We start from the raw sequence: 25,159 nt of genomic DNA, 5'->3' as shown, positions 1-25,159 counted from the left end.
ATGCCAAATTTTATACATTTTATAATAATAAGAAAAAATATATTAATAAAAAAATATATTTATAAAAATAATAATAATAAAAAAAAAATAAAAAATAAAATATTCAACTTAAAAAAAAGTAACGAAATAGCTGGTCGAGGTTTTTCTTACATATCGCAACCATTATCTATTTTATATTTAAAATTAGAAAATTACATATTAAATTCATATATAAATGAAAATAACTATAAATATATAATAGTTCCACAAATATTAAAATTTAAATCTTTATTAAATTCATGCCAAATTCCTAAATTTATAAAAAAATTATTTATAATAAAAAATAGTAAAAAAATAAAATATTTAATTCCAACATCAGAAGTTTCTTTAATAAATTTTATGTATAATAAAAAAATAGAATCTAGATTTATACCTTTAAAGTTTATATCAAAAACACCCTGTTACAGAAATGAAAATATTTCTTATGGTAAATTTAACAAAGGAATTATAAAACAAAAACAATTTGATAAAATAGAATTAATAAATTTTATTGATTATAAAAAATCTTATCAATACTTAAAAGAATTAATAAAAAATGTAGAAAAAATAATAAAAAGGTTTAAAATAAATTATAGAATATTAAAATTATCAAAAAAAAATATAAGCTACATATCAACAATCACCTATGATGTAGAAATATGGCTGCCAAGTATAGGTAACTATTGTGAAATTTCAAGCTGTTCAAACAGTGAAAATTATCAATCTTTAAGGTCAAAAATAAGATATATTCAAAATAATAAAATATTCTACACGCATATTATAAATGGAACAGGTCTAGCGGTGGGAAGATTCTTTTTATCTATATTAGAAAATTATTTTGAAAAAGAAAATTCAATAAAAATTCCAAAAATATTAAAAAAAAAATTTAAAAATTTAAATAATTTAAAATTTTAGTGTAAATTTTTATTTTCCTATACAAAAATTTTTAAATATTTTATTTGAAATATTTTTATTTTTTAAATTTTTTTTTATAAAAAAATTTAAAATTTTTTTAATTTTAATTATATTATTTAATAATAAATTATATTTTTTTTTATAAAAAAATAAATATAGCTTTAATATGTATTTATAAGATTTTTTTATAATATTAAAAAATATAAAATCAAAATAATTAAATTTTTTTTTATAATTTCTTAAAATTTCTTTAAATAAATATTTTAAGCCATAAAAAAAAATAGATGATATTTTTAATATTATATTTTTTTCAAATTTAATAATAAATATTTCTAAAAATATACAACATTTTAATAAATCAATTTTATTTAATATTTTTATAATAATTTGATTTTTTGTTATATTTTTTTTAATATAATAAAAAAATATACTATAAAAAATAATGTTATCAAATATATAAATTATTATATTTGAAAAAAAACTTTTTTTTAAAGAAAATATTAAACTTAAATATTCTAAAATATTATTATTATAAATAATTTTAAAACCTGGTGTGTCAAAAATTTTAAAATTTAAATTTTCTATAAAAATACTTTTTTTTATAACATCTCTAGTTGTACCTGAAATAGAACTTATTAAAGAAAAATTATTTTTAACAAGATTGTTTATAAAAGTTGATTTTCCCACATTTGTTAAACCAAAAATAATTATATTTTTTTTATATTTATTTATATAAAATAAATTTAATAAATTAAATATTTTAATATTTAAATACTTTAAATTGTATAAAAAATTTTTATAAAAATAAATTTTTTTTAAAATTTCATTATTTAAATAAAAGTTAATAAAAAAATACAAATTATTTATTTTTTTTATTATTTTTAAAATTTTTTTTTTAAAATTAAATTTAAAAAAATTATTTAAATTTTTTAAAAAATTATTACTGTTTAATTTAAATATATTTAATATTAAATTTAATTCAAATATATCTATTTTATTATTTAAAAAAGCTCTTCTAGTAAACTCTCCTCTTTTTGATAATTTTATTTTATATTTTTTTAAAAAAAAAACAAAATTTTTTAATATATTATTAATTATAAAAATATTTCCATGACCTTGGTATTCTAACAAGTCTTCACCAGTATAGGATTTTGGTTTATTAAAATATAGGACTACACCTTTATCCAAAATTGTATTGTTTAAATTATAAATAAAAGAAAAATTTATTATTTTAGGTTTTATTTTTTTATAAAAAAATTTTTTAAAAAAAAAAAATATGATTTTTTTATTTAATAAACCAAAAGATAATCTAATTATAAAAATTGCAGAATTTTTTAATTTTGTAGATATATTTATTATAGGATTTTTAAGTTTTAAAAACATAATTTTATTTTATTTAACAAAAAATATATTTCTATAAATAAATTATTTAAATTTTTAAAATTTTTATTTTTTATTTTAATATTTTGATAGATAAATATTTTAAAATATTTTATTTTTTTATTATTATTAAAAAAAAAATAAAATATTTTTTTTATATATTTTTTATTATATATTTTAAATAATAAATTTCTTTTTATAATAAAAAAAATTATTTTTTTATAAATTATTTTTATTTTTATTCTAAAATGTTTAGAAAAAAAATTTTTCATTAATATAATATTATTTTTTATATTTAATATTTTCTTTTATTAAAATTTTTTTTCTAAAACCAAAAACTTTTTTCTTTTTACTTTTGAAGGATTATATGTTCTTTTCATTTAAAAAATTTTAAAAATAAAAATTAAAAAAAATATTAATAATATTAATTTATATTTTTCTATCTAATAAAAAATGAATTTTTTTTAATAAATTTTAAAAATTATTAATAATTTTTTATTTAAAAATGTTAAAAATAAAATTAAAAAAAAAAAAAATATTTATAATATTAATTATATTTTTTTTTTTATCTAATAAAAAAAATGAAATTTTTTTAATAAATTTTAAAAATAATACAATAAATATAATTTTTAAAAAAGATTATTTTAAAATCAAATTAAAAATAAAAAATAAGAAAAAATTTAAAATAAAAAAAAAAATGTATTTAAATTTAAAATATTTTTTTAATATAATAAAAAAAATAAAAAATAAAAATATAAAATTATATGTAAAAAATAATGAATTAAAAATAATAAACAATAAATTAATATATAAAATAAAAAAAATAAAAAATAAAAAAATTTATTACAATAAAAGTTTAAAAAAAGAAAAAATTTTAAAAAAAAATTTTTTTTATATAAGTAAAAAAGAAATAATAAATATAATTAATTTAATAATACCTTCAATAAAAAAAAAAAATAAAATAATTATTATATTATTAAAAAAATATATAATTTACTTAATTATATTTTTTTAATAATAATATAAATATATAATAAATATATTATTATATTATTAAAAAAATATATAATTTACTTAATTATATTTTTTTAATAATAATATAAATATATAATAAATAATTAATATTATATTATTAAAAAAATATATAATTTACTTAATTATGTTTAAAATTAAATATATTTTTAATAAAAAAAAAAATATAAATTTTATATTTTTTTTAAAAAATTTTTGTTTAATAAAAAATAATAAACTTTTTTATTATAAATTTTTAAAAAATTTAAATTTTTTAAAAATATCAAATTTAAATTTTTTAAATAAAAAAAAAATTAAATTTTTTTTATATTTCTTTTTAATATTAAAAAAAAAAAATAAATTAAAATTATTAAAATTTAAAATTATTTTTAAAACAATAAAAAGTGAACAAATTAAATATAAATTATTTAAACTAATATTAAATAATTTTATAAAAAAAAAAATCTTCATATTTGAAAACAATATATTTAAAAAAATATCCAAATATTTAAATTTTAAAAAATTATCATTATATAATATAAAAAAAATAATAAATTTAAAAAAATTCAAAAATTATAATATTAATTTATATAAAAATAAATATAAACAAATTTTTAATTTTAAAAAAAAATTATATATTAATAATATATTAAAATTAAATAATTTATGTTTATTAAAAAATTTTATAAATAATATTTTATTAAAAAAAATAAAATTTGATAAAATATTAATAAATAATAAATAATGAAAAAATTATTAATATCTTCTAGTAAAGGAAGAAATTTAAAAGAGATTTTAATTTTTTTAAAAAAAAAAAAAATTATTATAAATTATAAAAAAAATAATAGGAATTTGTATTTTTCGACTAATATAAAAAATATTTATTTTTTAATATTAAAAAATAATGATTTTAAAAAATATATTAAATATAATTTAATAGATTTTTTATTAATAGGTGAAGACATGTTATTAAATTCAAATTATAATATTTTTTATAATTATAAATTTATAAAAATAAATATTTTTTATATATCTTTAATATGTAATAATAGATTTATAAATAAAAAAATTTTTAAAATAACAACAAAATATATTAAAATATCAAAAAATTATTTAAATAATAAAAATATAAATTTTAAATTAAAAAAACTTAATGGATGTATTGAAAATTCATGCATATTAAAAAAATCAAATCTAATAGTGGATGTCGTAAGTTCAGGATTAACATTAAAAAAAAATAAACTATTTGAATTAAAAAAAATATTGATATTAAATAATGTTTTAATTTATAATTTAAATAATTTATATAATAAATTTTTTTTATATTTAGAAAATAATTATGTTAAAGCTTAATTTAACTAAAATAGATACAAATAATAATTATTTTTATAATAATTTAATATATTTATTAAATCTAAATTTTGACAGTATTTTAAATAATGTAGAAAACTATGTTAAAAACATAATATATAATGTAAAAAAATATAAAGAAAAATCATTATTATTTTATTATAATAAATTTGAAAAAAAATCAATAAATAAATTTGAAAATTTCATTATAAATAAAAAAGAAATGAAAGAGTCATTTTATAAATTAGATAAAGAAACAAGATTTATTTTAGAGATTTGTAAAAATAGAATAGAAATGATTCATAATGAACAAAAAAAAAATTTTATTAATAATTGAAAAATTATTGAAGAGTCTGGTAATTTTTTAGGACAAAAAAATAACAGTGTGGAAAGGGTTGGCATCTATGTGCCAGGTGGTGGCGCATTGTACCCTTCAACAGTTTTCATGAATATTTTGCCCGCAAACATATCTGGTGTTAAAAAAATTGAAGTTTTTTTTCCTCAAAAAGAAAAAAACAACATCGTTCTGGCCTCTCTTTATTTATGCAATGTAGAAAGAGTTTTTTTGATAGGTGGTGTGCAGGCTATAGCAACAATGGTTTATGGGAATAATATTATTGATAAAGTTGATAAAATCTATGGACCTGGAAATATTTATGTAACTTTATCAAAAAAAATATTATATGGTTTTGTCGGCATAGATTCGTTAGCGGGACCTTCGGAGGTTGTTGTTTTTTGTGATGAATATTCAAATATTGAAAATATAACTTTTGATTTATTTTCACAATCTGAACACGATAAACTTTCTCAATCTATATTATTGTGTGAAAATATAAACTTTATAAAAAATATTGAAAAAAGTATTAAAAAATTTATACCTTTTTTATTTAGAAAAAATATAAATTATAACTCAATATTAAATAATATATTATTGATAAAAATAAAAAACAAAAATGAAGCTTTTAATATAATAAATTTTATATCTTCAGAACATTTTATTTTAAATATCAAAAATGATTTTGAATTTTTTAAAAATATTAAAAATTCAGGTTCTAATTTTATTGGATTTTATACAAGTGAAAGTTTTGGAGACTATAGTATGGGTTTAAACCACGTTATACCAACTAAAACAAGGTCTAGATTTTCATCATCATTGGGGGTTTATGATTTTTATAAAAAAATTAGTTATTTGAAGATGAGCAAATTTTCATTTGAAAAATTTTTTCATTTAACTTCAAATTTTTCATTAAAAGAAAAATTATTTACACACTCAGAATCTATTAAAATACGCTTAAAATAAAAACTAATAATAGTAAATAATGATTAATTCTAAAACACAATTTATGTATGAAATTTTTAGAAAAACTAATGAGACTTTTATATGTTGTCAAATTAATTTTAAAAATAAAAAAAATAATAAAAATCTTATAAATATAAACCATTATTACTTAAAACATTTATTAGATCATTTTTCAATAAATTCCCAAATAAATTTAAATATTAATTTATTAGGAGACAAATATATAGATGACCACCACAGCGTGGAAGATTTAGGAGTAACATTAGGTAAATGTTTAAAATATTTTATACCTTTAAAATTTAAAAATTATATAAATAGATATGGTTTTTATTATGTTCCCTTAGATGAATCATTAAGTAGGGTTGTTATAGATATTTCTGGAAGACCTTATTTAAGTTATAATATTTATTATAATAATTTTTATATTAAGAATTTTAATATAAATTTAATTTATGATTTTTTTTTATCTTTTTCCAATAATTCTCTTATTACAATATATATAGACAATATTGTTGGTTATAATATACATCATATTTTTGAAACAGTTTTTAAGGCTTTTGGTAAATCTTTAAAAGATGGTTTAATTTTGAACTATAATATTAATTCAACAAAAAAATTATTATTTTAATGTTAAATATAGGTATATTTGATTTTGGTTCAGGAAATTTAAAATCAATCATACAAATATTAAATAATTTAACTTTAAATTTAAATTTATATATAATAAATAAAAGTTTTAATAATTTAGAAAAATTAAATAAAATAATTATTCCTGGACAGGGTGCACCATATGGTTTAATTAAAGAGTTTTTAAAATTTGATTTTTTAAAAATAAAAAATTTATTTAATAATATTAAAATTTTAGGTATATGTGTAGGAAAACAAATATTTTATAAAAAAAGTAATGAGTTAAGTACTAAATGTTTAAATTATTTAGATGGTAATGTTAATAGTTTTAATTTTAAAAAAAATAAAATACCTAATATTGGTTGAAATAAAGTTTTTATATTAAAAAAACATAAATTATTAAATGGTATAAAAAATTGTGATTTTTTTTATTTTTCTCATACATTTTATATAATAAATAAAAATTATAAATTTATATATTCTTTTTCAAAATATAATATTTTTTACCCGTCTATATTTATAAAAAATAATTTATTTTTAGTTCAATTTCATCCTGAAAAAAGTTTTAAAAATGGATATAAATTATTTTATAATTTTTGTATTTGATAAAAAATGTTATTAATACCAGCAATAGATATAAAAAATAATAATTGCGTTAGATTAGAAAAAGGAAATATAAAAAAATTTTATATTTTTTCTAAAAATCCAACATTGGTTATAAATAAATGAATTAATTATAATATAAAAAGATTCCATCTAATAGATTTAGATGGGGCTATTGCTGGTAGACCTAAAAATTTATTATCTATAAAAAGTATAATTAATTATACAAATAATAAAGTTGAACTACAAATTGGTGGCGGTATAAGAGATCTTGAAACAATAGACTATTATTTTGATTTAGGTGTTAACTATGTGATATTAGGAACAAAAGCTATACTTGATTTAAAATTTTTAGAAAATGTTAGTTTTAAAAATGAATATAAAATAATATTAGCTATAGATTTAAAAAATTTTAAAATAGCAATTAATGGTTGAAAAAATTATTATAAATTAAATTTATATGAGTTTTTTAAAAAAGTTAATGATTTTCCTATAGAATCTATTATATACACTGATATAAAAAGAGATGGGACATTAAAGGGTTTAGATGTTGATATGTTTTTAAAGGTGTCAAAAAATATAGATAAACCTGCAATAATAAGTGGAGGTTTATCTAATTATAAAGATATTGAAAAAATTTTTTCTTTACAAAAAAAAAATTTATTAGGAATAATATGTGGAAAATCTATATATTCCGGAAAAATTAATATTTATAAAAATATAAAAAAAGTAAATTATTTTAATAAATATTATATATCTTAATGATAAAAAGATTAATACCCTGTCTAGATTTATTTAATGGTAGAATAATAAAAGGTGTAAAATTTAATAATTTAATAGATATAGGTGACCCAGTAGATATCGCTTCTTATTATAATGATGAAGGTGCCGACGAGTTGGTTATTTTAGATATAACGGCGAGCTTAGAAAATAAAACGCAAATCTTTTCTTATATTAGTAAAATAAGTTCAAAAATATCTATACCACTAACAGTTGGGGGTGGAGTAAAATCATTAAATGATTTTAAAAATTTATTTAATTGTGGGGCAGATAAAATCAGTTTAAATTCTAGTATTTTAGAGAACTTCAACATAATAAGAGAAGTGAAATACAAGTACGGAAAACAATGCCTGGTTGCAGCTTTGGATGTTAAAAAATATTATATAAATAATAATTTTTATTATTGAAATATTTATAAAAAATCGGGAAAGATAAATTCTAATTTTAATCTGTTTGATATATTGTTAAAATTTCAAAATATAGGTATTGGTGAATTATTGTTAACCAGTATAGATAGAGATGGTACAAAATCAGGTTATGATTTGGAATTGATTAATAAAATAACCTCATTCTTAAAAGTAAACATAATCGTCTCGGGTGGTGGCGGCGGTCTTTCAAGCTTGCTGAATGTTTTTAAAATACAAAATATTGACGCTATATTGTTAGCAAGCGTTTTACATAATAAAAAATATAAAATTTCTTTTATAAAAAATTTTTTATTTAACAATGGCATTTTTTTAAATTTTAATTATCAATAAATTAAATTATTTTATGAAAAAATTTATTATAAATAATCTATTTTTTATTTCTTGAAATATTTTTAATTTATTAACGATTTTATTATTAAACATAATATTAAAGAATATAATAATGTTTGCTTTTTTAAATTATATAAATGTTAATAAAACTTTATTAAATAATTTTTTATATTATTACTCTAGAAATAAATTAAATTATTGATTTAAAGGTTTTAAATCAAAAAATTTTCAATTATTAAATTTATACTATATTGATTGTGATATGGATGTTTTTATTATTTTTATTTTCCAATATTATAATACAACATGTCATACAAATTATATTGGTTGTGGTTTAAATAAGATAAATTTTATAAATTTTTAAATTATAAAGAAGAGATACCTAAGAGGTCAAAAGGAACAGACTGTAAATCTGCTGATAGTGTTATCTTCGTTGGTTCGAATCCAACTCTCTTCATTTTATTTTGTAAGTGTATCTTAACGGTAAAGTAAAAACCTTCCAAGTTTTTTAAAAGGGTTCGACTCCCTTCACTTACTTTTGGCCTTTTTAGCTTAATAGGTAAAGCCTTTCATTAGTAATGAAAATAATAGCAGTTCGAATCTGCTTTAAGGCAATCAAGAAGTTTGGGATGGCTAAAATAAAGTTTGAAAGAAAAAAGCCCCACATAAACGTTGGAACAATAGGGCATGTAGATCATGGCAAAACAACCTTGAGCGCAGCCATAGCTACAATCCTGTCTAAAAAGTATGGTGGAGCTCCCAAAAAATACGAGGAAATCGACGCCGCACCCGAAGAAAAAACTAGAGGCATAACAATAAACACGTCCCACATTGAGTATGAAACAAAAAATAGGCACTACGCTCATGTTGATTGTCCTGGACATGCGGACTATATTAAAAATATGATAACAGGGGCAGCGCAGATGGATGCAGCCATACTCGTTGTCTCTGTTCTAGATGGTGCAATGCCTCAAACAAGGGAACATATACTGCTTGCAAGACAAGTCGGCGTTCCCTACATTGTTGTATATTTAAATAAATGTGATATTTTGAAAGATTTAGATTTTTTAGAACTCGTTCAAATGGATATTGCGGATCTTTTATTAAAATATGATTTTCCTGGAGATAAAACACCTTTTGTGAAAGGCTCCGCAAAACTTGCTTTGGAGGGAGATAAAGGTTACTATGGTGAAAAATCAATATTTAATTTGATGGACACTTTAGATAATTATGTTCCCATTCCTAAAAGATTAAACGAGGGAAAATTTTTAATGCCTATAGAAGATGTTTTTTCAATATCGGGCAGAGGCACCGTTGTTACTGGAAGGATAGAAAGAGGTTTTATAAAGATTGGTGATGAATTAGAAATAGTTGGAATAAATCTTAATATAATTAAAAGCGTCTGCACAGGTATAGAAATGTTTAATAAAATTTTAGACAAAGGGGAGGCTGGCGATAATGTTGGAATTCTTTTGAGGAACATTAATAAAAATGATGTTGAGAGGGGTCAGGTTTTGGTTCAACCGGGTTCTATGATGCCCCACACAGATTTTGAGTGTAGTGTTTATATATTAAATTCTTCTGAAGGGGGTAGACACACACCATTTTTTAGTAATTATAAACCTCAATTTTATTTTAGAACAACAGATGTTACAGGCTCTATTAAACTTAAAAATGATAAAGATATGGTGTTGCCTGGAGACAATATAAATATAACTGTAAAATTGATTTCACCTATAGCTTTAGAAGAGGGTTTAAGATTTGCTATAAGAGAAGGAGGTAAAACTATAGGTGCTGGTGTCATAACACGCATTGTTTTTTAGGAGGGGTGTAGCTCAAAGGTAGAGTTTCGGTCTTCAAAATCGAATGTTATAGGTTCAAATCCTTTCACCCTTATTTTTTTTAAATGATTTTTAAAAAATCTATTGGTAAAATAAAATTGAAAATATATTCTAAAAAAGCGAACGCATCCCCCCCTGTGGGTCCCGCATTGGGTCAAAAGGGTTTAAATATTTTAGATTTTTGTAAAAAATTTAATTTAAAAACTTTATTGATTGATAGTAGTTTTTTATTATCCGTCCTAATAAACTACTATTCTGATAAATCTTATGATTTTTTTATAAAAAATCCTGATATTAAATTTTATTTAAAAGGCTATATTTTTAAAAATTTTGATTTTAATGAAAAAAAAATCAATATTATCAATTTTGATGATATTTTAAATATCAGTAAATTTAAAATTTTTGATTTTAATACACTAAATTTTTATTCAGCAATAAAAATTGTTTTAGGTGTTTTAAAGTCTATAAAAAATATTAATATTTTTTAATTTAAATGTTTAAAAATTATATTTTAAATTGTTTTTATTTTAAATTTAAATTTTATTCTGGTTTTTTTTTTTTAAAATTATTGAATTATAATAATAATTATATTAATTATTTAAAAAAAAATTATTATAATAAAGAAAATTTTAATATATTTTTATTTAAAAAATGTGTATTTAATAAATTTTTTTTAAATATTGATTTTTTTTTTTTAAAAGGCACTTTCTTTTATTTTTTTTATTTTAATTATTTAAAAATTTCTAAAAATAAAATTTTTTTAAAAAATAATAATTTTTTATTAAAGTTTTTTACTTTTAATAAATTTTTTTTTTGATTTTTTATTTTAAAATCATATTCTAATTTTAATATTAGAGTTTCTTCTTTTTATTATTTTGTTAAATTTTTTATTTTTTTTTTATTAAAATTTTTATTTTTTATAAAAAAATTTTTTTTTTTAAAATTTTATTATTTAATTTTATGAAAAATATAGAAAATATTTTAAATTTAATAGAAAATATGACATTAGTTGATTTAAATCAATTGATTATTTTTTTAAAAAAAAAGTATAATATAGAAAATTTTGAAAATATTAATGAATCTTTAAATTTTTCTGAACAAAAACAAAATGAAAAAAAGGAATATTTTTTAAATTTATTAAATTTTGGAAATAATAAAATATCTATAATAAAAACAATTAAAGATATGAATAATTTAGGTCTCAAAGAAGCTAAAGATCTTGTCGAGTCCTGTCCAGTATTAATTAAAAAAAGTTTAGATTATAATCATTTAGAATCTTATAAAGAAAAATTAGAAAGTTTGGGCGCGAAAGTTGATATTAAAAAAAATGAATAAAATTAAAAATATTTTTTTTTTAAAAGATTTTTCAGAAAATTATCCAAATAATAAAAATTCTAACAATATTTTAAAAAATTCCAGTCTATTATATATATTACATTTATCGTATAATAATTTTTTAGAATTTGGTTTAAAAGATGTTTTCAGTAATATTTTTCCTATATATATAAAAAAATCCAAACATATAATTGAATTTTTAAAATATAAATTGATTCAACCTTCAAAAAGTTATTATTACTGTATAAATAAAGGTCTTACTTATTCTATTTCTATAGAATTAGAGTTAAATTTTTATAACTATATTATTTGTGACAATGGTAATATTTTAAAAAATAAAATAAAAAATGAATTTATAAATATTTCTAATATACCGATTTTAACAAATAATTCTACTTTTATTATAGATGGTGTTGAAAAAACCATTGTTTCTAAATTTATAAGGTCTCCCGGCTTATATTTTTTAAAAGAGTTTAAAAAAAATAATTATTTTTATTTTTTAAAATTAGTTCCTGATAAAGGAGATGAAATTGATTTTTTTATTGATAATAAAAATATTTTATATTTAAAGGTAAGAAAAAATAGTATTTTAATCACAGATATTTTAATTGTTGCTGGTTTTAATAAACAACAAATTATTAATTTATTTTACAATATAATAGAAGTTTCATTTTTTAATGAATTTATTATAAAATTAAAATTTGATGATGAAATTTTTTTAAATTATAGTTTACCTTATGATATATTTGATGATAATGGTAATTTAATTTTATCTAAAAATAACAATATAGATCAAGATATTATTTTAAAAATAAAAAAAAATAATATAAATTATATTTTAACAGATAAAAAATTTTTAATAGGTAAATATTTTTTTGAAAATTTATATTATAAAAACTATAAATTTGTAAAAAGTCTCGATGTTATAGATTTAAATATTTTATCTGATATTTTTAAATATAATATTAAAAATTTTAAAATATTAATACTGGGAAGCCGTTCCCATATGTCTGTAATTTCGACTTTAAAAAAAAATTCAAATTATTTTAAATCATTAGATAATTTAAATTTTTTTTTAAAAAATATAGGTTTTAATATTTTTGACTTTAATATTTTAAATTTTAATTATAATAATATTAAAAAAGTTTTTGATATTTCTAAAATTTGTAGAAAAAAATTAAATTTTTTTTATAAAAAAAATTATAATTTTAAATTAATTAACAAATTAGATATAATTAATATTTTAAAATTATTAATTTCTTTTAATGATGGAATTTATGAAGAAACAGATAATTTAGATATAAGAAATTTAAATCTTATTTTAGTTGGTGATATGGTTAAAGATTTATTTTTTCAATTCTTTTTTAAAATAAAAAAAAGAATTGAAAAATTTTATTTAAATATAAATAATAAAAATTTTTCAATAAATAAAATTTTTAAAACTTTTGATTTAATTTTTGAAATAAAAAGATTTTTTGGAACATCAAGATATTCACAGTATCTTGATCAAACAAATTTAATTTCTGAACTTTCACATAAAAGGAAAGTTACCTTTTTAGGTGTTATAGGAATTTCAAAAAAATATTCTGGTTTTAATTCTAGAGATTTAAGTTCCAGCCACTATTCTAGGGTGTGTCCGATAGAGACACCTGAAGGTATAAATATTGGTTTAGTTAATTCTTTAGCTCTTTTATGTAAAGTTGATAAATATAATTTTTTAGTTTCCCCATATTATAAAGTTATTAATGGAAAAATTTTAAAAAAAATAGTTTATTTGAGTGTTGATCAGGAATTTAATTCTTTTATTTGTGAGCCCACAACAGTTTTTAAAAATTTTAAAAACATTGATTACATATTATCTAAATATGGAGACCAGATACTTATCACAAATCCTGAATTCATAAATTTTATAAATATTGTACCTTATCAAATGTTATCTGTGTCTACAATACTAATTCCATTTTTAGAAAACAATGATTCTAACAGAGCTTTGATGGCGTCTAACATGTTAAAACAAACATTACCTTTAATATTTCCTGAAAGACCTTACATATCTACTGGTTTAGAGTTTTTAATTTCTTTAAATAGTGATGATTTAATTGTTTCTAAAGAAAAAGGTTTTATTTTTTATCAAGATTCAAGATTTATAATGTTAAAAAACTATTTAAATTATAATGATTTTTATTCTTATAGTTATGATATATACTTTTTAATAAAATACTTTTCTTCTAACCAAAAAACAAATAAATCTCAAAGAATTATTAATTTTGAAAATTTAAATTATTACACAGGTGACAATTTAACTGATGGTAGTTCAACTTCAGAGGGTGTTCTATCATTAGGTAAAAATGTTGTTGTGGCCTTGATGGCTTGAGAAGGTTATAATTTTGAAGACTCTATAATTGTTTCTGAAAAAATTATTATAGATGAAAAATTCACTTCACTTGAATTTACTCAAATTGATATAAATATTTTAAATTTATCTAAAAATGAATTTGAAATATTATCTTCAAATACTGTTAAAAATTTTTCTAGAAAAAAAAATTTAAATTCATTTTTTATTATTAAAGACGGATCAAAGGTCTATGGGGGAGATGTCCTTGTCGGTAAAATGTTTTCAAAATTAAAAAAAATAAAAAAACCAAGTTTTAGTGATAAAATAATTTATTCGACATTATTAGAAAGTAATTGAAATATTGACGACACATCATTTTATTTACCTGCAAATTTTAATTGCGGTTTTATTAATTCTGTTGAAGTGTATTTTTCTGATTCTTATTTTTCTAAAAATAATGATAAAAAATTATTTGATTATCAAAAATCTAAAATTATTTATAGTAAAAAAAAAAAATTTATTTTTTTAAAAAAAAAAATAAAAAATATGGTTATAGAATTTTTAATAAATAAAAAATATTTTTCAAATGATAACAAAATTAAATTATTTAATTGTGATGATTTTAAAGAAAAAGGTATTAAAACTATATTAAATTTAAAATTATTTGATTTTGATCATTTTAGAATTTTTAAAAAAATAACAAAAAAAATAAAATTTTTTTTAAAAATAAATAAATTTATTATTAAAGAAGTTAAAAAGAAATTTTTTAAAGAATTATTACCGGATATTTCTAAAGTCATTAGAATTTCAATAATATCTAAAAAAAATTTACAAGTTGGTGATAAGATGTCGGGGAGATACGGGAATAAAGGTGTTGTGTCTAAAATATTGCCTGTAAATGAGATGCCTTATTTTTATAATGGAAAGGTTATAGATGTGATTTTAAACCCTTTAGGGGTTCCTTCTAGGATGAATATAGGACAATTGTTAGAAATTCATTTGGGTTTTGCAAGTCTTTGTTTGAGTTGAAAATTGTTCGATATGTTATATAAAAATAATTCAATTTTAAACATTAAATGTTTATTAAAAAAAATATATAAAAATAATTTAGAAATTAATTATATAAATATGTTAAATTATAAACAAATAATTAATTTAATTAATTATTTAAAAGAGGGTTTTTACTTCTCTATTAAACCATTTAGTTTATTTAAAGAAAATAATTTAAATGATTTATTAGATGTAGTTTTTTCTGACAATTTTTTATACAATTTAAATGTTTCTGAAAATAAAAAACAAATATATTTATATGATGGGAGAGATGGTATTAAATTTAAAAAAAAAACAACTATTGGTTATATGTATTTATTTAAATTAAATCATCTCTCAGAAGACAAAATGCACGCAAGGTCGACAGGACCATACTCATTAATAACACAGCAACCCCTAAAGGGTAAATCCAACAGGGGGGGGGCAGAGATTGGGTGAAATGGAGGTTTGAGCGCTGGAAGCCTATGGAGCTTTTTATTCTTTACAAGAAATGTTCACTATAAAATCAGACGACATTTTTGGAAGATATTCAGCTTATAAAAAAATAGTTTCTGGTATAGGTGAGTTTAATTTTAATATACCTGAAACATTTAATGTTATGATGAGAAATATAAATTCTCTTTCTTTGTATATAAGGTTTAATGATTATTAATAAAATTAATAAAAAAAAATATTTAAATATAAAAATATCATTGTTATCTAATAATAATTATTTAAATTTATCTCACGGTTTGATAGAAAATTCTAGTACTTTAAACTATAGAAGTTTTATTCCAGAAAAGGACGGGTTGTTTTGTGATAAAATATTTGGATCATCTGGTGATAAATGTTATTGCAATAAAATATTTGACAATTACAGTTTCAATTCAATATGTAAAGCTTGCGGCGTGGAGTTTAAAACTACAGGTTCTAGAAGATCAAGGTTTGGGCATTTAGAATTAAATGATGTATTTATTAATAGTTTATATTATAAGATTTTTTCTCATTATTTATCTATTATGTTGAATATTTCTATAGATTGTGTAAAAAAAATATTATATCAAAATTATTATATAGTTGTATTATCATCAATTAAAATTCTAAAAATAAATAAAATTTTAAATCTAAATGAATACTTATTTTACAAAAATAAATATTATAATAAATTCTACGCAGGAACGGGTGTGGGAGTTTTGCAGTATATATTAGATCGTTTTGATATTTTAAATGAAATTAAAAATATTGAAGAAAAAAATATTAATTTTAATATTTTAAAAAAAAAAAAATATTTAAAAAAATATACGTTATTAAAAAAACTATTTAAATCCAATATAGATTTATCAAAAACATTGATCGAGGTTTTATTGGTCATACCTCCCGATTTAAGACCTATTATTAAACTACCAAACAGCACTATCGTTTCTTCAGATTTGAATGAGTTATATAAAAGGGCGATAGATAGGAGTAGCAGGTTAAAAGAAATAAAAAAGTATCCATGGATTCCGAATATTGTTTATTTGAATGAAAAAAAAAATATTCAAAAAGCCATAGATGAACTTTTTATAGGGGGGGGTTTTAACAAAAATATGGAGTTGAAATCTTTGTCTAAAAATTTAAAAGGTAAAACAGGTTTTTTCAGACAGAATCTTTTAGGCAAGAGGGTGGACTATTCCGGTAGAGCTGTTATAGTTTCTGGTGCAAATTTAAATTTTGGTGAGTGTGCAATTCCAGAAACTATGGCTGTTGAGTTGTTTCGTCCATTCATATATAAACAATTATTGTTAAACGAAGATTTTAATTTAAAAATTGCTAAAAATGAAGTTGATAAATTTAGCAATCTTACTTTATCTATTTTAAAAAATATAATAAAAAATTTTTATGTTTTATTAAATAGAGCTCCAACGTTACATAGGTTAGGTATGCAATCTTTTAAAATATTACTAACTAAAGATAATGTTATAAAAGTGCACCCACTCGTCTGCGCAGCATTTAATGCTGATTTTGACGGCGACCAGATGGCTGCACACATACCTTTATCTAATAAAGCTAATATTGAATATAAAAATTTATTATTTTCTAGGAATAATATTTTACACCCATCAAATGGTGATTGTTGTATTATACCTACACATGAAATGGTTTTAGGTTTATATTATTCTACAAAAATTTTTAATTTTAAAAAAATTATATTATCTTTTAATAATATTTATGAAGTTTTAACTGCATATAATTACGGCTATATAAGTTTTAATTCATGCATTTTTTTTAGATTTAAAGAAATTAGTTTTAAAAGTTATATATATAAAATATATAAAACAACCCTAGGAAGACTTTTAATATTTAACAATTTTTTTAATAAATATTCATTTTCTTATTTTAATAAAGTTTTAAATAAAAAAGATATTTTAAAAATTTTTAATGATTTAATCTATAAAAATAATTTTAATTATATATATATGTTATCTAATAATTTAATGAAATTAGGTTTTAATTTTATAACTAAAATGGGCGTTTCTATATGTATTGACGATATGTTTTTTTGTTATAATAAAAAAAATATTTTATTAAAATCTTTTAATACTTTTATAAAATATAATATAGATTATTTAAATTTTTTTTTGACTAAAAAAGGTAAAAAAAAAAAAATTTTAAACTTATGAGATTTAACTTATGATTTAATATCAAGTTTTACATTTAAAGATTTAAGTTTTTCTAATTATATAGATCACAATAATATATTTATTAAAGGTGAAACTAAAAATTCTCTTTATTTGATGATGTCATCAGGTTCCAGGGGTTCTGAAAGCCAGATAAAACAAATATGTAGTAGTAGAGGTTTTATAAACTATAAAAAATATGGGTTTTTAGAAATACCAGTCATAAATTGTTTGAGAGATGGTTTAAATGTCTTTGAATATTTTTATTATTCTCACAACTCTAGAAAAACTCTAGCCGACACAGCATTAAAAACTTCAAGCGCTGGCTATCTCACAAGAAGACTGGTTGAGAGTTCTAACAATATTTTTATTTCAGAGTTTGATTGTGGTACAAGTGAAGGTTTGTTTTTTAAAAATCTGGTTTATAAAGGTGTTGTTATTGAAGATTTTTTTGAAAGGATTTTTGGAAGATTTAATTGTACTGATATCTATTTTGATGGTAAATTATTATTCAGAAAAAATACATTTATAGATATGAGTATAATTAATTGTTTAAAAAAATCAAACATAAATATAATAATGATAAGAACCCCCTTAAAATGTAAATCTATAATAGGTATATGCTCTTTATGTTATGGTTTAGATTTAAGTAAAAATAAAATTGTAAGCATAGGTGAAATGGTTGGCATAGTTGCGGGGCAGTCTATAGGGGAGCCTGGAACGCAGTTGACAATGCGTACATTCCATTCCGGGGGCGCTATTGGAAAAGCTTTAAAATTATCATTTTTTAAATCAAATAATAATGGTTTTTTAAAATACTCTTTATCTTTAAAATATGTAGTAAATAAAGATGGTTTTAAAATTGTTGTTTCAAGAATAGGTAAAATAAATATATATAATGATAACAATGATGAGTTAGAAAATTTTAATATACCTTACTCATCTTATCTATTGCAAAATAATAATACTTATGTTAAAAAAGGTGATTTAATATGTAAATGAAACTCTAATTACGACTTATTTATTTCTGAAAATAAAGGTTACATAAAATTTAATAATTTTATAGAAAATTATAATTTTATAAAAAAGGTAGATTCTGATTTTTATGAAATAATTGATAATGGAATTTTACCAACAATAAATTTAATTATTGAAGATGGTGGTGACACTATTAAATGTGAACTACAGGGGGGGGATTTAGTTTTAGTTAGTGACAACACCCTGGTAGAAGTTGGTGATATTTTAATAAAAACGCCACTTGATTTTGACGTTAATGAGGATATAGTTGGAGGTTTACCTAAAATAAATAATTTTTTTGAAGCTAGGATACCCCGAAACAGTGCAGTTATGGCTATTTGTGGAGGTGTTGTTAAATTTAACGTTTTAAAAAAAAAAAAATATATAAATATAGTAGATGAAAATGATAATAATTTAGTTAGCATTATTTGACCTAATAATAAAAAAGTTCTTGTCGTACATAATCAGTATATAAATAAAGGGGATGTTATTTTAGATGGAGAATTGAATCCCCATGATATATTATATATACATGGTTCAGACTATCTTGTTAATTATTTTTTAGAAGAAATTAAATATATTTATTTTTCTCAAGGTATTAAAATTAATGATAAGCATTTAGAAATTATAATATCTCAAATGCTAAACAATGGTGTTGTCACCAACCCTGGAGGCAGTCGTTTTATTGTTGGTGAAATAATACCTATTTCAAAAATAAATAATTTTAATTATAGTATTTCTTACGAATTTAAAATAAAATATGATCCTGTTTTAATTGGTATAACAAAAAAATCATTGAAGAATGATTGTTTTTTATCTGCAGCATCATTTCAAAGAACAACTTCAATATTGAGTGATGCTGCAATAAATTCAAAATGTGATGACATGTCTTCAATTAAAAATACTGTGATGTCCGGCAGTGTTTTTTACGCTGGATCTGGAATTTATAATAAAATTTTAAATATTTAATTTTTATAATATCATATGGTCACATTAAATCAAATTATAAATAAAAAATGTAGAAAAAAAATTTTTTTAAAAAAAAAAAATTTTTTAAATAAAAAACCTCAAATAAAGGGTGTTTGCATTAAAGTGTACACGACAACCCCCAAAAAACCAAATTCTGCGTTGAGAAAAGTTGCAAAAGTAAAATTAAAAAATAACTCCATAGTGATATGTTATATTGGTGGAGAAGGCCATAATTTACAAGAACATTCAACAGTCCTAATAAGGGGTGGGAAGGTTAAGGACTTGCCTGGGGTGAAGTACCACATTATTAGGGGGTGTTTAGATTGTGAAGGTGTTTCTTCTAGAAAAACTTCAAGATCTAAATATGGCGTTAAAAAAAATGAGTAGAAAAAAAAAAAGAGTTTTTAGGAAGATATATCCTGATATTTTTTATAATAATATTGATATTGAAAAATTTATAAATATAATAATGATATCAGGTAAAAAAACAATAGCAAGAAATATAGTTTACAAGGCGTTTAATTATATTGGTAAAAATCTTAATAAAAACCCAATAAAAATTTTTTCAACGGCTTTGGATAATGCGGCTCCGATGATAGAATCAAAAATAAAAAAGTCCTCAGGTGTAAAACGTAATTATTTTATTGATATAAAAAGATATAGAAGAAAAAGTTTATCAATGAGATGAATTAAAAAATACTCTAAACTTAGAAAAGAAAAATATATGTATTTAAAGTTGGCTCATGAAATAATAGATGCTTCAAAAAAAAGGGGGGAATCTGTAAAAAAAAGAGAGTCTGTTCATAAGTTATACACTTCAAAAAAAAATTATAATACAGATAAAGGTGGACGCCTTAAATAAAATAAAAATGGACATAAAAATAAATAATTTTAGAAATATAGGCATAAGTGCCCACATTGATGCGGGCAAAACAACTACCACGGAAAGAATATTGTTTTACACTGGCGTGAACCATAAAATAGGTGAAGTTCACGATGGTGAAGCAACAATGGATTGAATGGACCAGGAGCAAGAAAGGGGTATAACTATTACTTCGGCATCTACAACAGTGTTTTGATCAGGTTCTAAAAAAAATAAAAATTTTTATAAAATAAATATAATAGACACCCCAGGCCATGTTGATTTTACTATAGAGGTTGAAAGATCTATGCGTATCATAGATGGTGCATGTATGCTGTATTGCTCTGTCGGGGGTGTGCAACCCCAATCAGAAACAGTTTGAAAGCAGTCTGTTAAATATGGAATTTCAAAAATTATTTTCGTCAATAAAATGGATAGGGTTGGTTCTAATTTTTATAAGGTTTATAATGATTTAAAAAAAAAATTAAATGCAAACCCTGTACCTATTTATATACCATATTTTTTAAATAATAATTTTTATGGTATAATAGATTTAATTAATTTTAAATTAATAGTTTGAGAAGAAAAAAATAATGGTATGTTCTTTGATTTTATTAAAATACCTGAAGATTATATTGAAATTTCAAATAAGTGAAAAAATAATTTAATTGAAAATGTAATTTCAGATAATGATATTTTTATTGAAAAGTATTTAAATAATAAAATTATTTTAAATGATGAAATTTTATTTTTATTAAGAAAAAAAACAATTGAAAATAAAATACAACCTATGTTATGTGGAACATCTTTAAAAAATAAGGGTGTACAGTGTCTACTAGACTCCATTGTTGATTTTTTACCATCCCCTCTTGATGTTGTAGATACGGTTGGTTATGATATTTTTGGTAAAAAAGTTATCATCAAACCCTTAGAAAGTGAAAAATTTTCCGCTTTAGCGTTCAAGATTGTAAATGACCCATTTATAGGGCAATTAATATTTTTTAGAGTTTACTCTGGAAAAATTTGTAGTGGTAGTTTCGTATTTAATTCGACAAAAAACAAAAAGGAGCGTTTAGGAAGGATATTAAGGGTTCATGCAAACAGAAAAGAAGACATAACATGTGTTGGGGTTGGGGATATAGCTGCCGCGGCAGGCTTGAAAAGTTTTTACACCGGAGACACCCTTAGTGGCGTCGACAATTTTGTTGTTTTAGAAAAAATATTTTTTCCTGACACTGTAATATCACAAAGTTTAATTATTAAAAATAAATCTGATGAAGAAAAAATTTTTATAATTTTAGAAAAATTAAACCATGAAGACCCTTCATTCAAATTTAAAGTCGATAACGAGTCTAGCGAAATAGTTATAAGTGGTATGGGGGAGCTACATTTAGAGGTTTTAGTTGAAAAAATAAGAAGAGAAAATAATTTAGAATTAATTGTAGGAAAACCTAAAGTTTCGTATAGAGAAACTATTAAAAAAGATATCAATAATGTTGAAGGTAAATACATCCGCCAATCAGGAGGCAGGGGGCAATATGGGCATGTTGTCATCAATCTCGTTGTCGGCTCAAAAGGTTCAGGAGTTATATTTATTAATAGCATTAAAAGCGGCGCTATACCTAAAGAATATATATCAAGTATAAAAAAAAGTATAGAGGATACAGCAAGAGCTGGCGTTTTATGAGGTTACCCTGTCTTGGATGTTATTGTTGATCTAATAGATGGTTCTTATCATGATGTAGATTCAAGTGAAAATGCTTTTAAAATAGCTTCTAGTATAGCTTTTAAAGAAGCCTTTAAAAAAGCGCAACCAACACTTCTCGAGCCTGTTATGCTTGTACACACAGAAGCGCCTAACGAGTGTTTGGGGGCCGTTATAAGTAATCTTTCAAGCAAAAGGGGTGAATTAATAAATATTGAAGATGTTTCAAACGAGTATAAAACACTTAAAAGTAATATCCCCTTGTCTGAGATGTTTAATTATTCAACAAACCTGAGATCTCTAACTAAGGGTAGGGGTAGTTACAGTATGTTTTTTAGTTTTTATTCTGAAGTTCCTCAAAATATTTTAAAAAGTATTATTTAATTTTATGAAAAATATTGTTAGGGTTTATATAAAATCTTATGATTTTAAAATTTTAAATAAAATTATTAATAAATTAAAAGTTATATCTTCTGATAATAAAATTAAATTTTCTGGTCCTGTGTTTTTGCCAATAAAAAAAGAAATTTTTAATATATTGAGATCTCCTCATGTTAATAAAGATTCTAGGGATCAATTTCAAATATCAATATATAAAAGATTAATGATTTTTTTTAATGTTAATTCTAAATTTATTATAATTTTAAGAGATTCTTTATTTTATTATAGTTTAGATTTTAATTTTAGATTTTTTTATTAAATGATTTTTTTTTTAGGAAAAAAAATAGGAATGTCCTATATTTATAATAAAGAGGGGTATTATACTCCCTTAAGTATAGTTTATATATATAATTGTTATATTTTTAAAACTTTTAAATTTTTAAATAATTACTTTTTTATATTTTCTTACTTTTCAAGTTTTTTTAATTATAAAAAAAAAAAAAATTATTTTAAAAAAACTAATGTTAGTAAATATGATTTTTTTAACTTCAAGTTAAACAATTTGGTGCCTTTAAATATTTTTTATATCAATCAGAAAGTAAATATTTTTGGAATATCTATAGGTAAAGGTTTTTCTGGCGTTATAAAAAAACATAATTTTAAATCTGGAGATTCTTCTCACGGTAATTCTAAAGCACATAACAAGCCAGGCTCTATAGGCATGTGTCAGGATTTGGGGAGGGTTTATAAAGGCAAAAAAATGCCGGGACGTTTAGGTTCAAAAAGGATTTTTTTAAAAAATTTAAAAATTTTAAAAATTGATTTTTATTATAATATTTTTTATTTAAATGGAAGTATTCCCGGTTTTAAAAATTCTAATTTATTTATATCTCCAAAATATATATTTTAATGAATTTTAATTATATTGATTCTAAAGGTAATATAAGTATTTTTTTATTTAATGGTATAATTTTTAAAAACTTTTTTAATTTAGAATTAATTTATCAGTTTATTATTTTTTATAATTGTTTTTATAGAATAAATAAAAGTGTTCAAAAAAATCGATCATTTATTAATTATTCAACAAAAAAAATTTACAAACAAAAAGGAACCGGACGATCTAGGGCTGGCTCACTATCAAGCTGTGTTAGAGTTAAAGGTTCTAGAGCTTTCCCAAACATATATTATATAAACTACGCTTGCAATTTTAATAAAAAAAATTATAAATTATCTTATTTTTTGATATACTCTAATTTATTTTTTAATAATTTTTTTTTTATTTTAGAGGATTTTTTTTTTATAGATATTAAAAGTAAATTATTATTTTCTTATTTTAAAAATATACTCTATATTAATAATTTTTTAATTTTAACTATAAAAATAAATAAAAAATTTTTTCTTTCTTTAATTAATTTTAAAAAAATAAAATTATTTTATTTTTTTAATTTTAATCCTATAATTTTATTAAAATATAATAAGTTAATTATTACAAGATCTTGTTTTGAATATTTTTTAAATGATTAGTTTTTATAATTATTTAAATTTTTATTATTTTAATAAAAAATTTTTTTTAAACTTAATATTAAATGTTTGATGCACTAAAAATTATAAAACGTTTAAAAATTTAATTATATTTTCAGTTTTAAAAAAAAGCAATAAGATTGATATTAAAAATTCTGTTGAATTTTTTTTAGAATTAAGAATTTTAAAAATAAATACTTTAATTTGTAAAAAAAGAGATAAAAAAAAAGCTTTTATTTATTATAATGGTTTTATTTAAATTTAAACCTGTTACTTCTGGTACAAGAAATAAAATAAAAATATTTAATAATTTATATAAATTTAAATTTTTTAAAAAAAATTCTAAAATTCTAAAATTTAATGCCGGTAGAAATAATAAGGGTGTGATATCTGTGAGGCATTTAGGGGGGAGGCTTAAAAGAAAGTATAGGTATATTGATTTTTTTAGAAATAAAGATGACATATTTGGTATTGTTGAGCGCGTTGAGTATGATCCTAATAGGAATTCTAATATATCACTTATTTTATATTCTGATGGTGAAAGGAGGTATATTATTTCTCCTAAAAATCTATTTATTAGTAACACTATTATCTCAGGACCTTCTGCGTCTGTAAAAATAGGCAACACGTTGTATTTAAAGTGTATACCGTTAGGTATAAGAATACACTGCGTTGAATTAAAACCTGGAAAAGGTTGTATTTGTTCTAGATCTGCAGGTTCTTATTGCGTTATTGTTTCTAACTTTTCTGAAACCGTTATTATTA

General features: G+C 19.6%; 25 protein-coding genes, 3 tRNA genes and 2 pseudogenes. 28 read left to right on the top strand and 2 right to left on the bottom strand.

The genetic code is table 4. The features are described 5' to 3' along the window. Positions 1-933, top strand: a complete 933-nt coding sequence (locus tag MP021_RS00725; protein ID WP_259286549.1) for an aminoacyl--tRNA ligase-related protein — start codon at positions 1-3, stop codon at positions 931-933. Between the two features lie 9 nt (positions 934-942). Here the strand turns inward: MP021_RS00725 and MP021_RS00720 are convergent, their stop codons facing one another. Together MP021_RS00720 and MP021_RS00715 are read right to left on the bottom strand one after the other, a co-directional pair. Continuing rightward, on the bottom strand, positions 943-2,316 hold the full coding sequence (locus tag MP021_RS00720; RefSeq protein ID WP_259286548.1) for a GTPase: 1,374 nt from the start codon (positions 2,314-2,316) through the stop codon (positions 943-945). Then, positions 2,307-2,585 carry a hypothetical protein gene (locus MP021_RS00715; RefSeq protein ID WP_259286547.1) on the bottom strand — a complete coding sequence of 93 codons (279 nt, stop codon included), beginning with the start codon at positions 2,583-2,585 and terminating at the stop codon, positions 2,307-2,309. The genes MP021_RS00720 and MP021_RS00715 overlap by 10 nt, the downstream gene beginning before the upstream one ends. A 233-nt stretch (positions 2,586-2,818) precedes the next feature. Between MP021_RS00715 and MP021_RS00710 the strand changes: the two genes are divergently transcribed. From MP021_RS00710 to rplB, 27 genes and pseudogenes are all read left to right on the top strand, one after another. Further along, positions 2,819-3,328, top strand: coding sequence for a hypothetical protein (locus MP021_RS00710; RefSeq protein ID WP_259286546.1), 510 nt, complete (start codon positions 2,819-2,821; stop codon positions 3,326-3,328). A 144-nt stretch (positions 3,329-3,472) separates the two neighbouring features. Next, on the top strand, positions 3,473-4,069 hold the full coding sequence (locus MP021_RS00705; protein ID WP_259286545.1) for a hypothetical protein: 597 nt from the start codon (positions 3,473-3,475) through the stop codon (positions 4,067-4,069). Then, a complete protein-coding gene (hisG, locus tag MP021_RS00700; protein ID WP_259286544.1) occupies positions 4,069-4,677 on the top strand; it encodes an ATP phosphoribosyltransferase in 609 nt (202 codons plus the stop codon). The genes MP021_RS00705 and hisG overlap by 1 nt, the downstream gene beginning before the upstream one ends. Beyond that, positions 4,664-5,974, top strand: coding sequence for a histidinol dehydrogenase (gene hisD, locus MP021_RS00695; RefSeq protein WP_259286543.1), 1,311 nt, complete (start codon positions 4,664-4,666; stop codon positions 5,972-5,974). The genes hisG and hisD overlap by 14 nt, the downstream gene beginning before the upstream one ends. A 43-nt stretch (positions 5,975-6,017) precedes the next feature. Then, complete coding sequence (gene hisB, locus MP021_RS00690; RefSeq protein WP_259286542.1) at positions 6,018-6,602, top strand: imidazoleglycerol-phosphate dehydratase; 585 nt, start codon at positions 6,018-6,020, stop codon at positions 6,600-6,602. Further along, on the top strand, positions 6,602-7,210 hold the full coding sequence (gene hisH / locus MP021_RS00685; RefSeq protein ID WP_259286541.1) for an imidazole glycerol phosphate synthase subunit HisH: 609 nt from the start codon (positions 6,602-6,604) through the stop codon (positions 7,208-7,210). The genes hisB and hisH overlap by 1 nt, the downstream gene beginning before the upstream one ends. A gap of 3 nt (positions 7,211-7,213) precedes the next feature. Next, entirely contained in the window at positions 7,214-7,966 is a 753-nt protein-coding gene (locus MP021_RS00680; RefSeq protein ID WP_259286540.1) for a 1-(5-phosphoribosyl)-5-[(5-phosphoribosylamino)methylideneamino]imidazole-4-carboxamide isomerase, read from the top strand. Further along, the gene (gene hisF, locus MP021_RS00675; RefSeq protein ID WP_259286539.1) at positions 7,966-8,742 is read left to right on the top strand and encodes an imidazole glycerol phosphate synthase subunit HisF; all 777 of its coding nucleotides are present in this window, start codon (positions 7,966-7,968) and stop codon (positions 8,740-8,742) included. Before MP021_RS00680 ends, hisF begins: the two co-directional genes overlap by 1 nt. 112 nt (positions 8,743-8,854) lie before the next feature. After that, positions 8,855-9,106: a phosphoribosyl-AMP cyclohydrolase gene (locus tag MP021_RS00670; protein WP_259286538.1), complete on the top strand. Its 252-nt coding sequence runs from the start codon at positions 8,855-8,857 to the stop codon at positions 9,104-9,106. Between the two features lie 8 nt (positions 9,107-9,114). Further along, a tRNA-Tyr gene (locus tag MP021_RS00665) sits at positions 9,115-9,199 on the top strand. A gap of 84 nt (positions 9,200-9,283) precedes the next feature. Then, positions 9,284-9,356 (top strand) — tRNA-Thr (locus MP021_RS00660). Positions 9,357-9,371: 15 nt separating this feature from the next. Then, a complete protein-coding gene (gene tuf, locus MP021_RS00655; protein ID WP_259286621.1) occupies positions 9,372-10,565 on the top strand; it encodes an elongation factor Tu in 1,194 nt (397 codons plus the stop codon). Position 10,566: 1 nt separating this feature from the next. Next, positions 10,567-10,638 (top strand) — tRNA-Trp (locus MP021_RS00650). 10 nt (positions 10,639-10,648) lie between these two features. After that, complete coding sequence (locus MP021_RS00645; protein WP_259286537.1) at positions 10,649-11,071, top strand: uL11 family ribosomal protein; 423 nt, start codon at positions 10,649-10,651, stop codon at positions 11,069-11,071. 5 nt (positions 11,072-11,076) lie between these two features. Next, a complete protein-coding gene (locus MP021_RS00640; protein WP_259286536.1) occupies positions 11,077-11,556 on the top strand; it encodes a hypothetical protein in 480 nt (159 codons plus the stop codon). Further along, on the top strand, positions 11,544-11,918 hold the full coding sequence (locus MP021_RS00635; protein ID WP_259286535.1) for a ribosomal protein bL12: 375 nt from the start codon (positions 11,544-11,546) through the stop codon (positions 11,916-11,918). The genes MP021_RS00640 and MP021_RS00635 overlap by 13 nt, the downstream gene beginning before the upstream one ends. Beyond that, positions 11,911-13,608 (top strand): annotated as a pseudogene (locus MP021_RS00835) (hypothetical protein); the annotation flags it as partial. The gene MP021_RS00635 and the pseudogene MP021_RS00835, both read left to right, overlap by 8 nt. A 240-nt stretch (positions 13,609-13,848) precedes the next feature. Further along, positions 13,849-15,955: pseudogene (locus MP021_RS00830) on the top strand (DNA-directed RNA polymerase subunit beta). Continuing rightward, positions 15,945-19,925 carry a DNA-directed RNA polymerase subunit beta' gene (gene rpoC, locus MP021_RS00625; protein ID WP_259286533.1) on the top strand — a complete coding sequence of 1,327 codons (3,981 nt, stop codon included), beginning with the start codon at positions 15,945-15,947 and terminating at the stop codon, positions 19,923-19,925. Before MP021_RS00830 ends, rpoC begins: the two are co-directional and overlap by 11 nt. A gap of 15 nt (positions 19,926-19,940) precedes the next feature. Continuing rightward, a complete protein-coding gene (rpsL, locus tag MP021_RS00620) occupies positions 19,941-20,312 on the top strand; it encodes a 30S ribosomal protein S12 (RefSeq protein ID WP_259286532.1) in 372 nt (123 codons plus the stop codon). Then, positions 20,290-20,787, top strand: a complete 498-nt coding sequence (locus MP021_RS00615) for a small ribosomal subunit protein uS7 (protein WP_259286531.1) — start codon at positions 20,290-20,292, stop codon at positions 20,785-20,787. Before rpsL ends, MP021_RS00615 begins: the two co-directional genes overlap by 23 nt. A gap of 7 nt (positions 20,788-20,794) precedes the next feature. Continuing rightward, positions 20,795-22,876, top strand: coding sequence for an elongation factor G (fusA, locus tag MP021_RS00610; protein ID WP_259286620.1), 2,082 nt, complete (start codon positions 20,795-20,797; stop codon positions 22,874-22,876). Between the two features lie 4 nt (positions 22,877-22,880). Beyond that, positions 22,881-23,192 (top strand): 30S ribosomal protein S10, encoded by a 312-nt coding sequence (gene rpsJ, locus MP021_RS00605; protein ID WP_259286530.1) that lies wholly within the window; start codon positions 22,881-22,883, stop codon positions 23,190-23,192. Next, positions 23,193-23,783 (top strand): 50S ribosomal protein L3, encoded by a 591-nt coding sequence (gene rplC / locus MP021_RS00600; RefSeq protein ID WP_259286529.1) that lies wholly within the window; start codon positions 23,193-23,195, stop codon positions 23,781-23,783. After that, the gene (gene rplD / locus MP021_RS00595; protein WP_259286528.1) at positions 23,783-24,397 is read left to right on the top strand and encodes a 50S ribosomal protein L4; all 615 of its coding nucleotides are present in this window, start codon (positions 23,783-23,785) and stop codon (positions 24,395-24,397) included. The genes rplC and rplD overlap by 1 nt, the downstream gene beginning before the upstream one ends. Continuing rightward, a complete protein-coding gene (rplW, locus tag MP021_RS00590) occupies positions 24,390-24,653 on the top strand; it encodes a 50S ribosomal protein L23 (protein WP_259286527.1) in 264 nt (87 codons plus the stop codon). The genes rplD and rplW overlap by 8 nt, the downstream gene beginning before the upstream one ends. Next, positions 24,640-25,159 (top strand): 50S ribosomal protein L2 (rplB, locus tag MP021_RS00585; RefSeq protein ID WP_259286526.1); only part of this gene is annotated, 520 nt, incomplete at its 3' end. The genes rplW and rplB, both read left to right, overlap by 14 nt.

Source organism: Candidatus Nasuia deltocephalincola, assembly GCF_024820135.1.
This window is presented reverse-complemented; position numbering and strand designations above follow the sequence as displayed.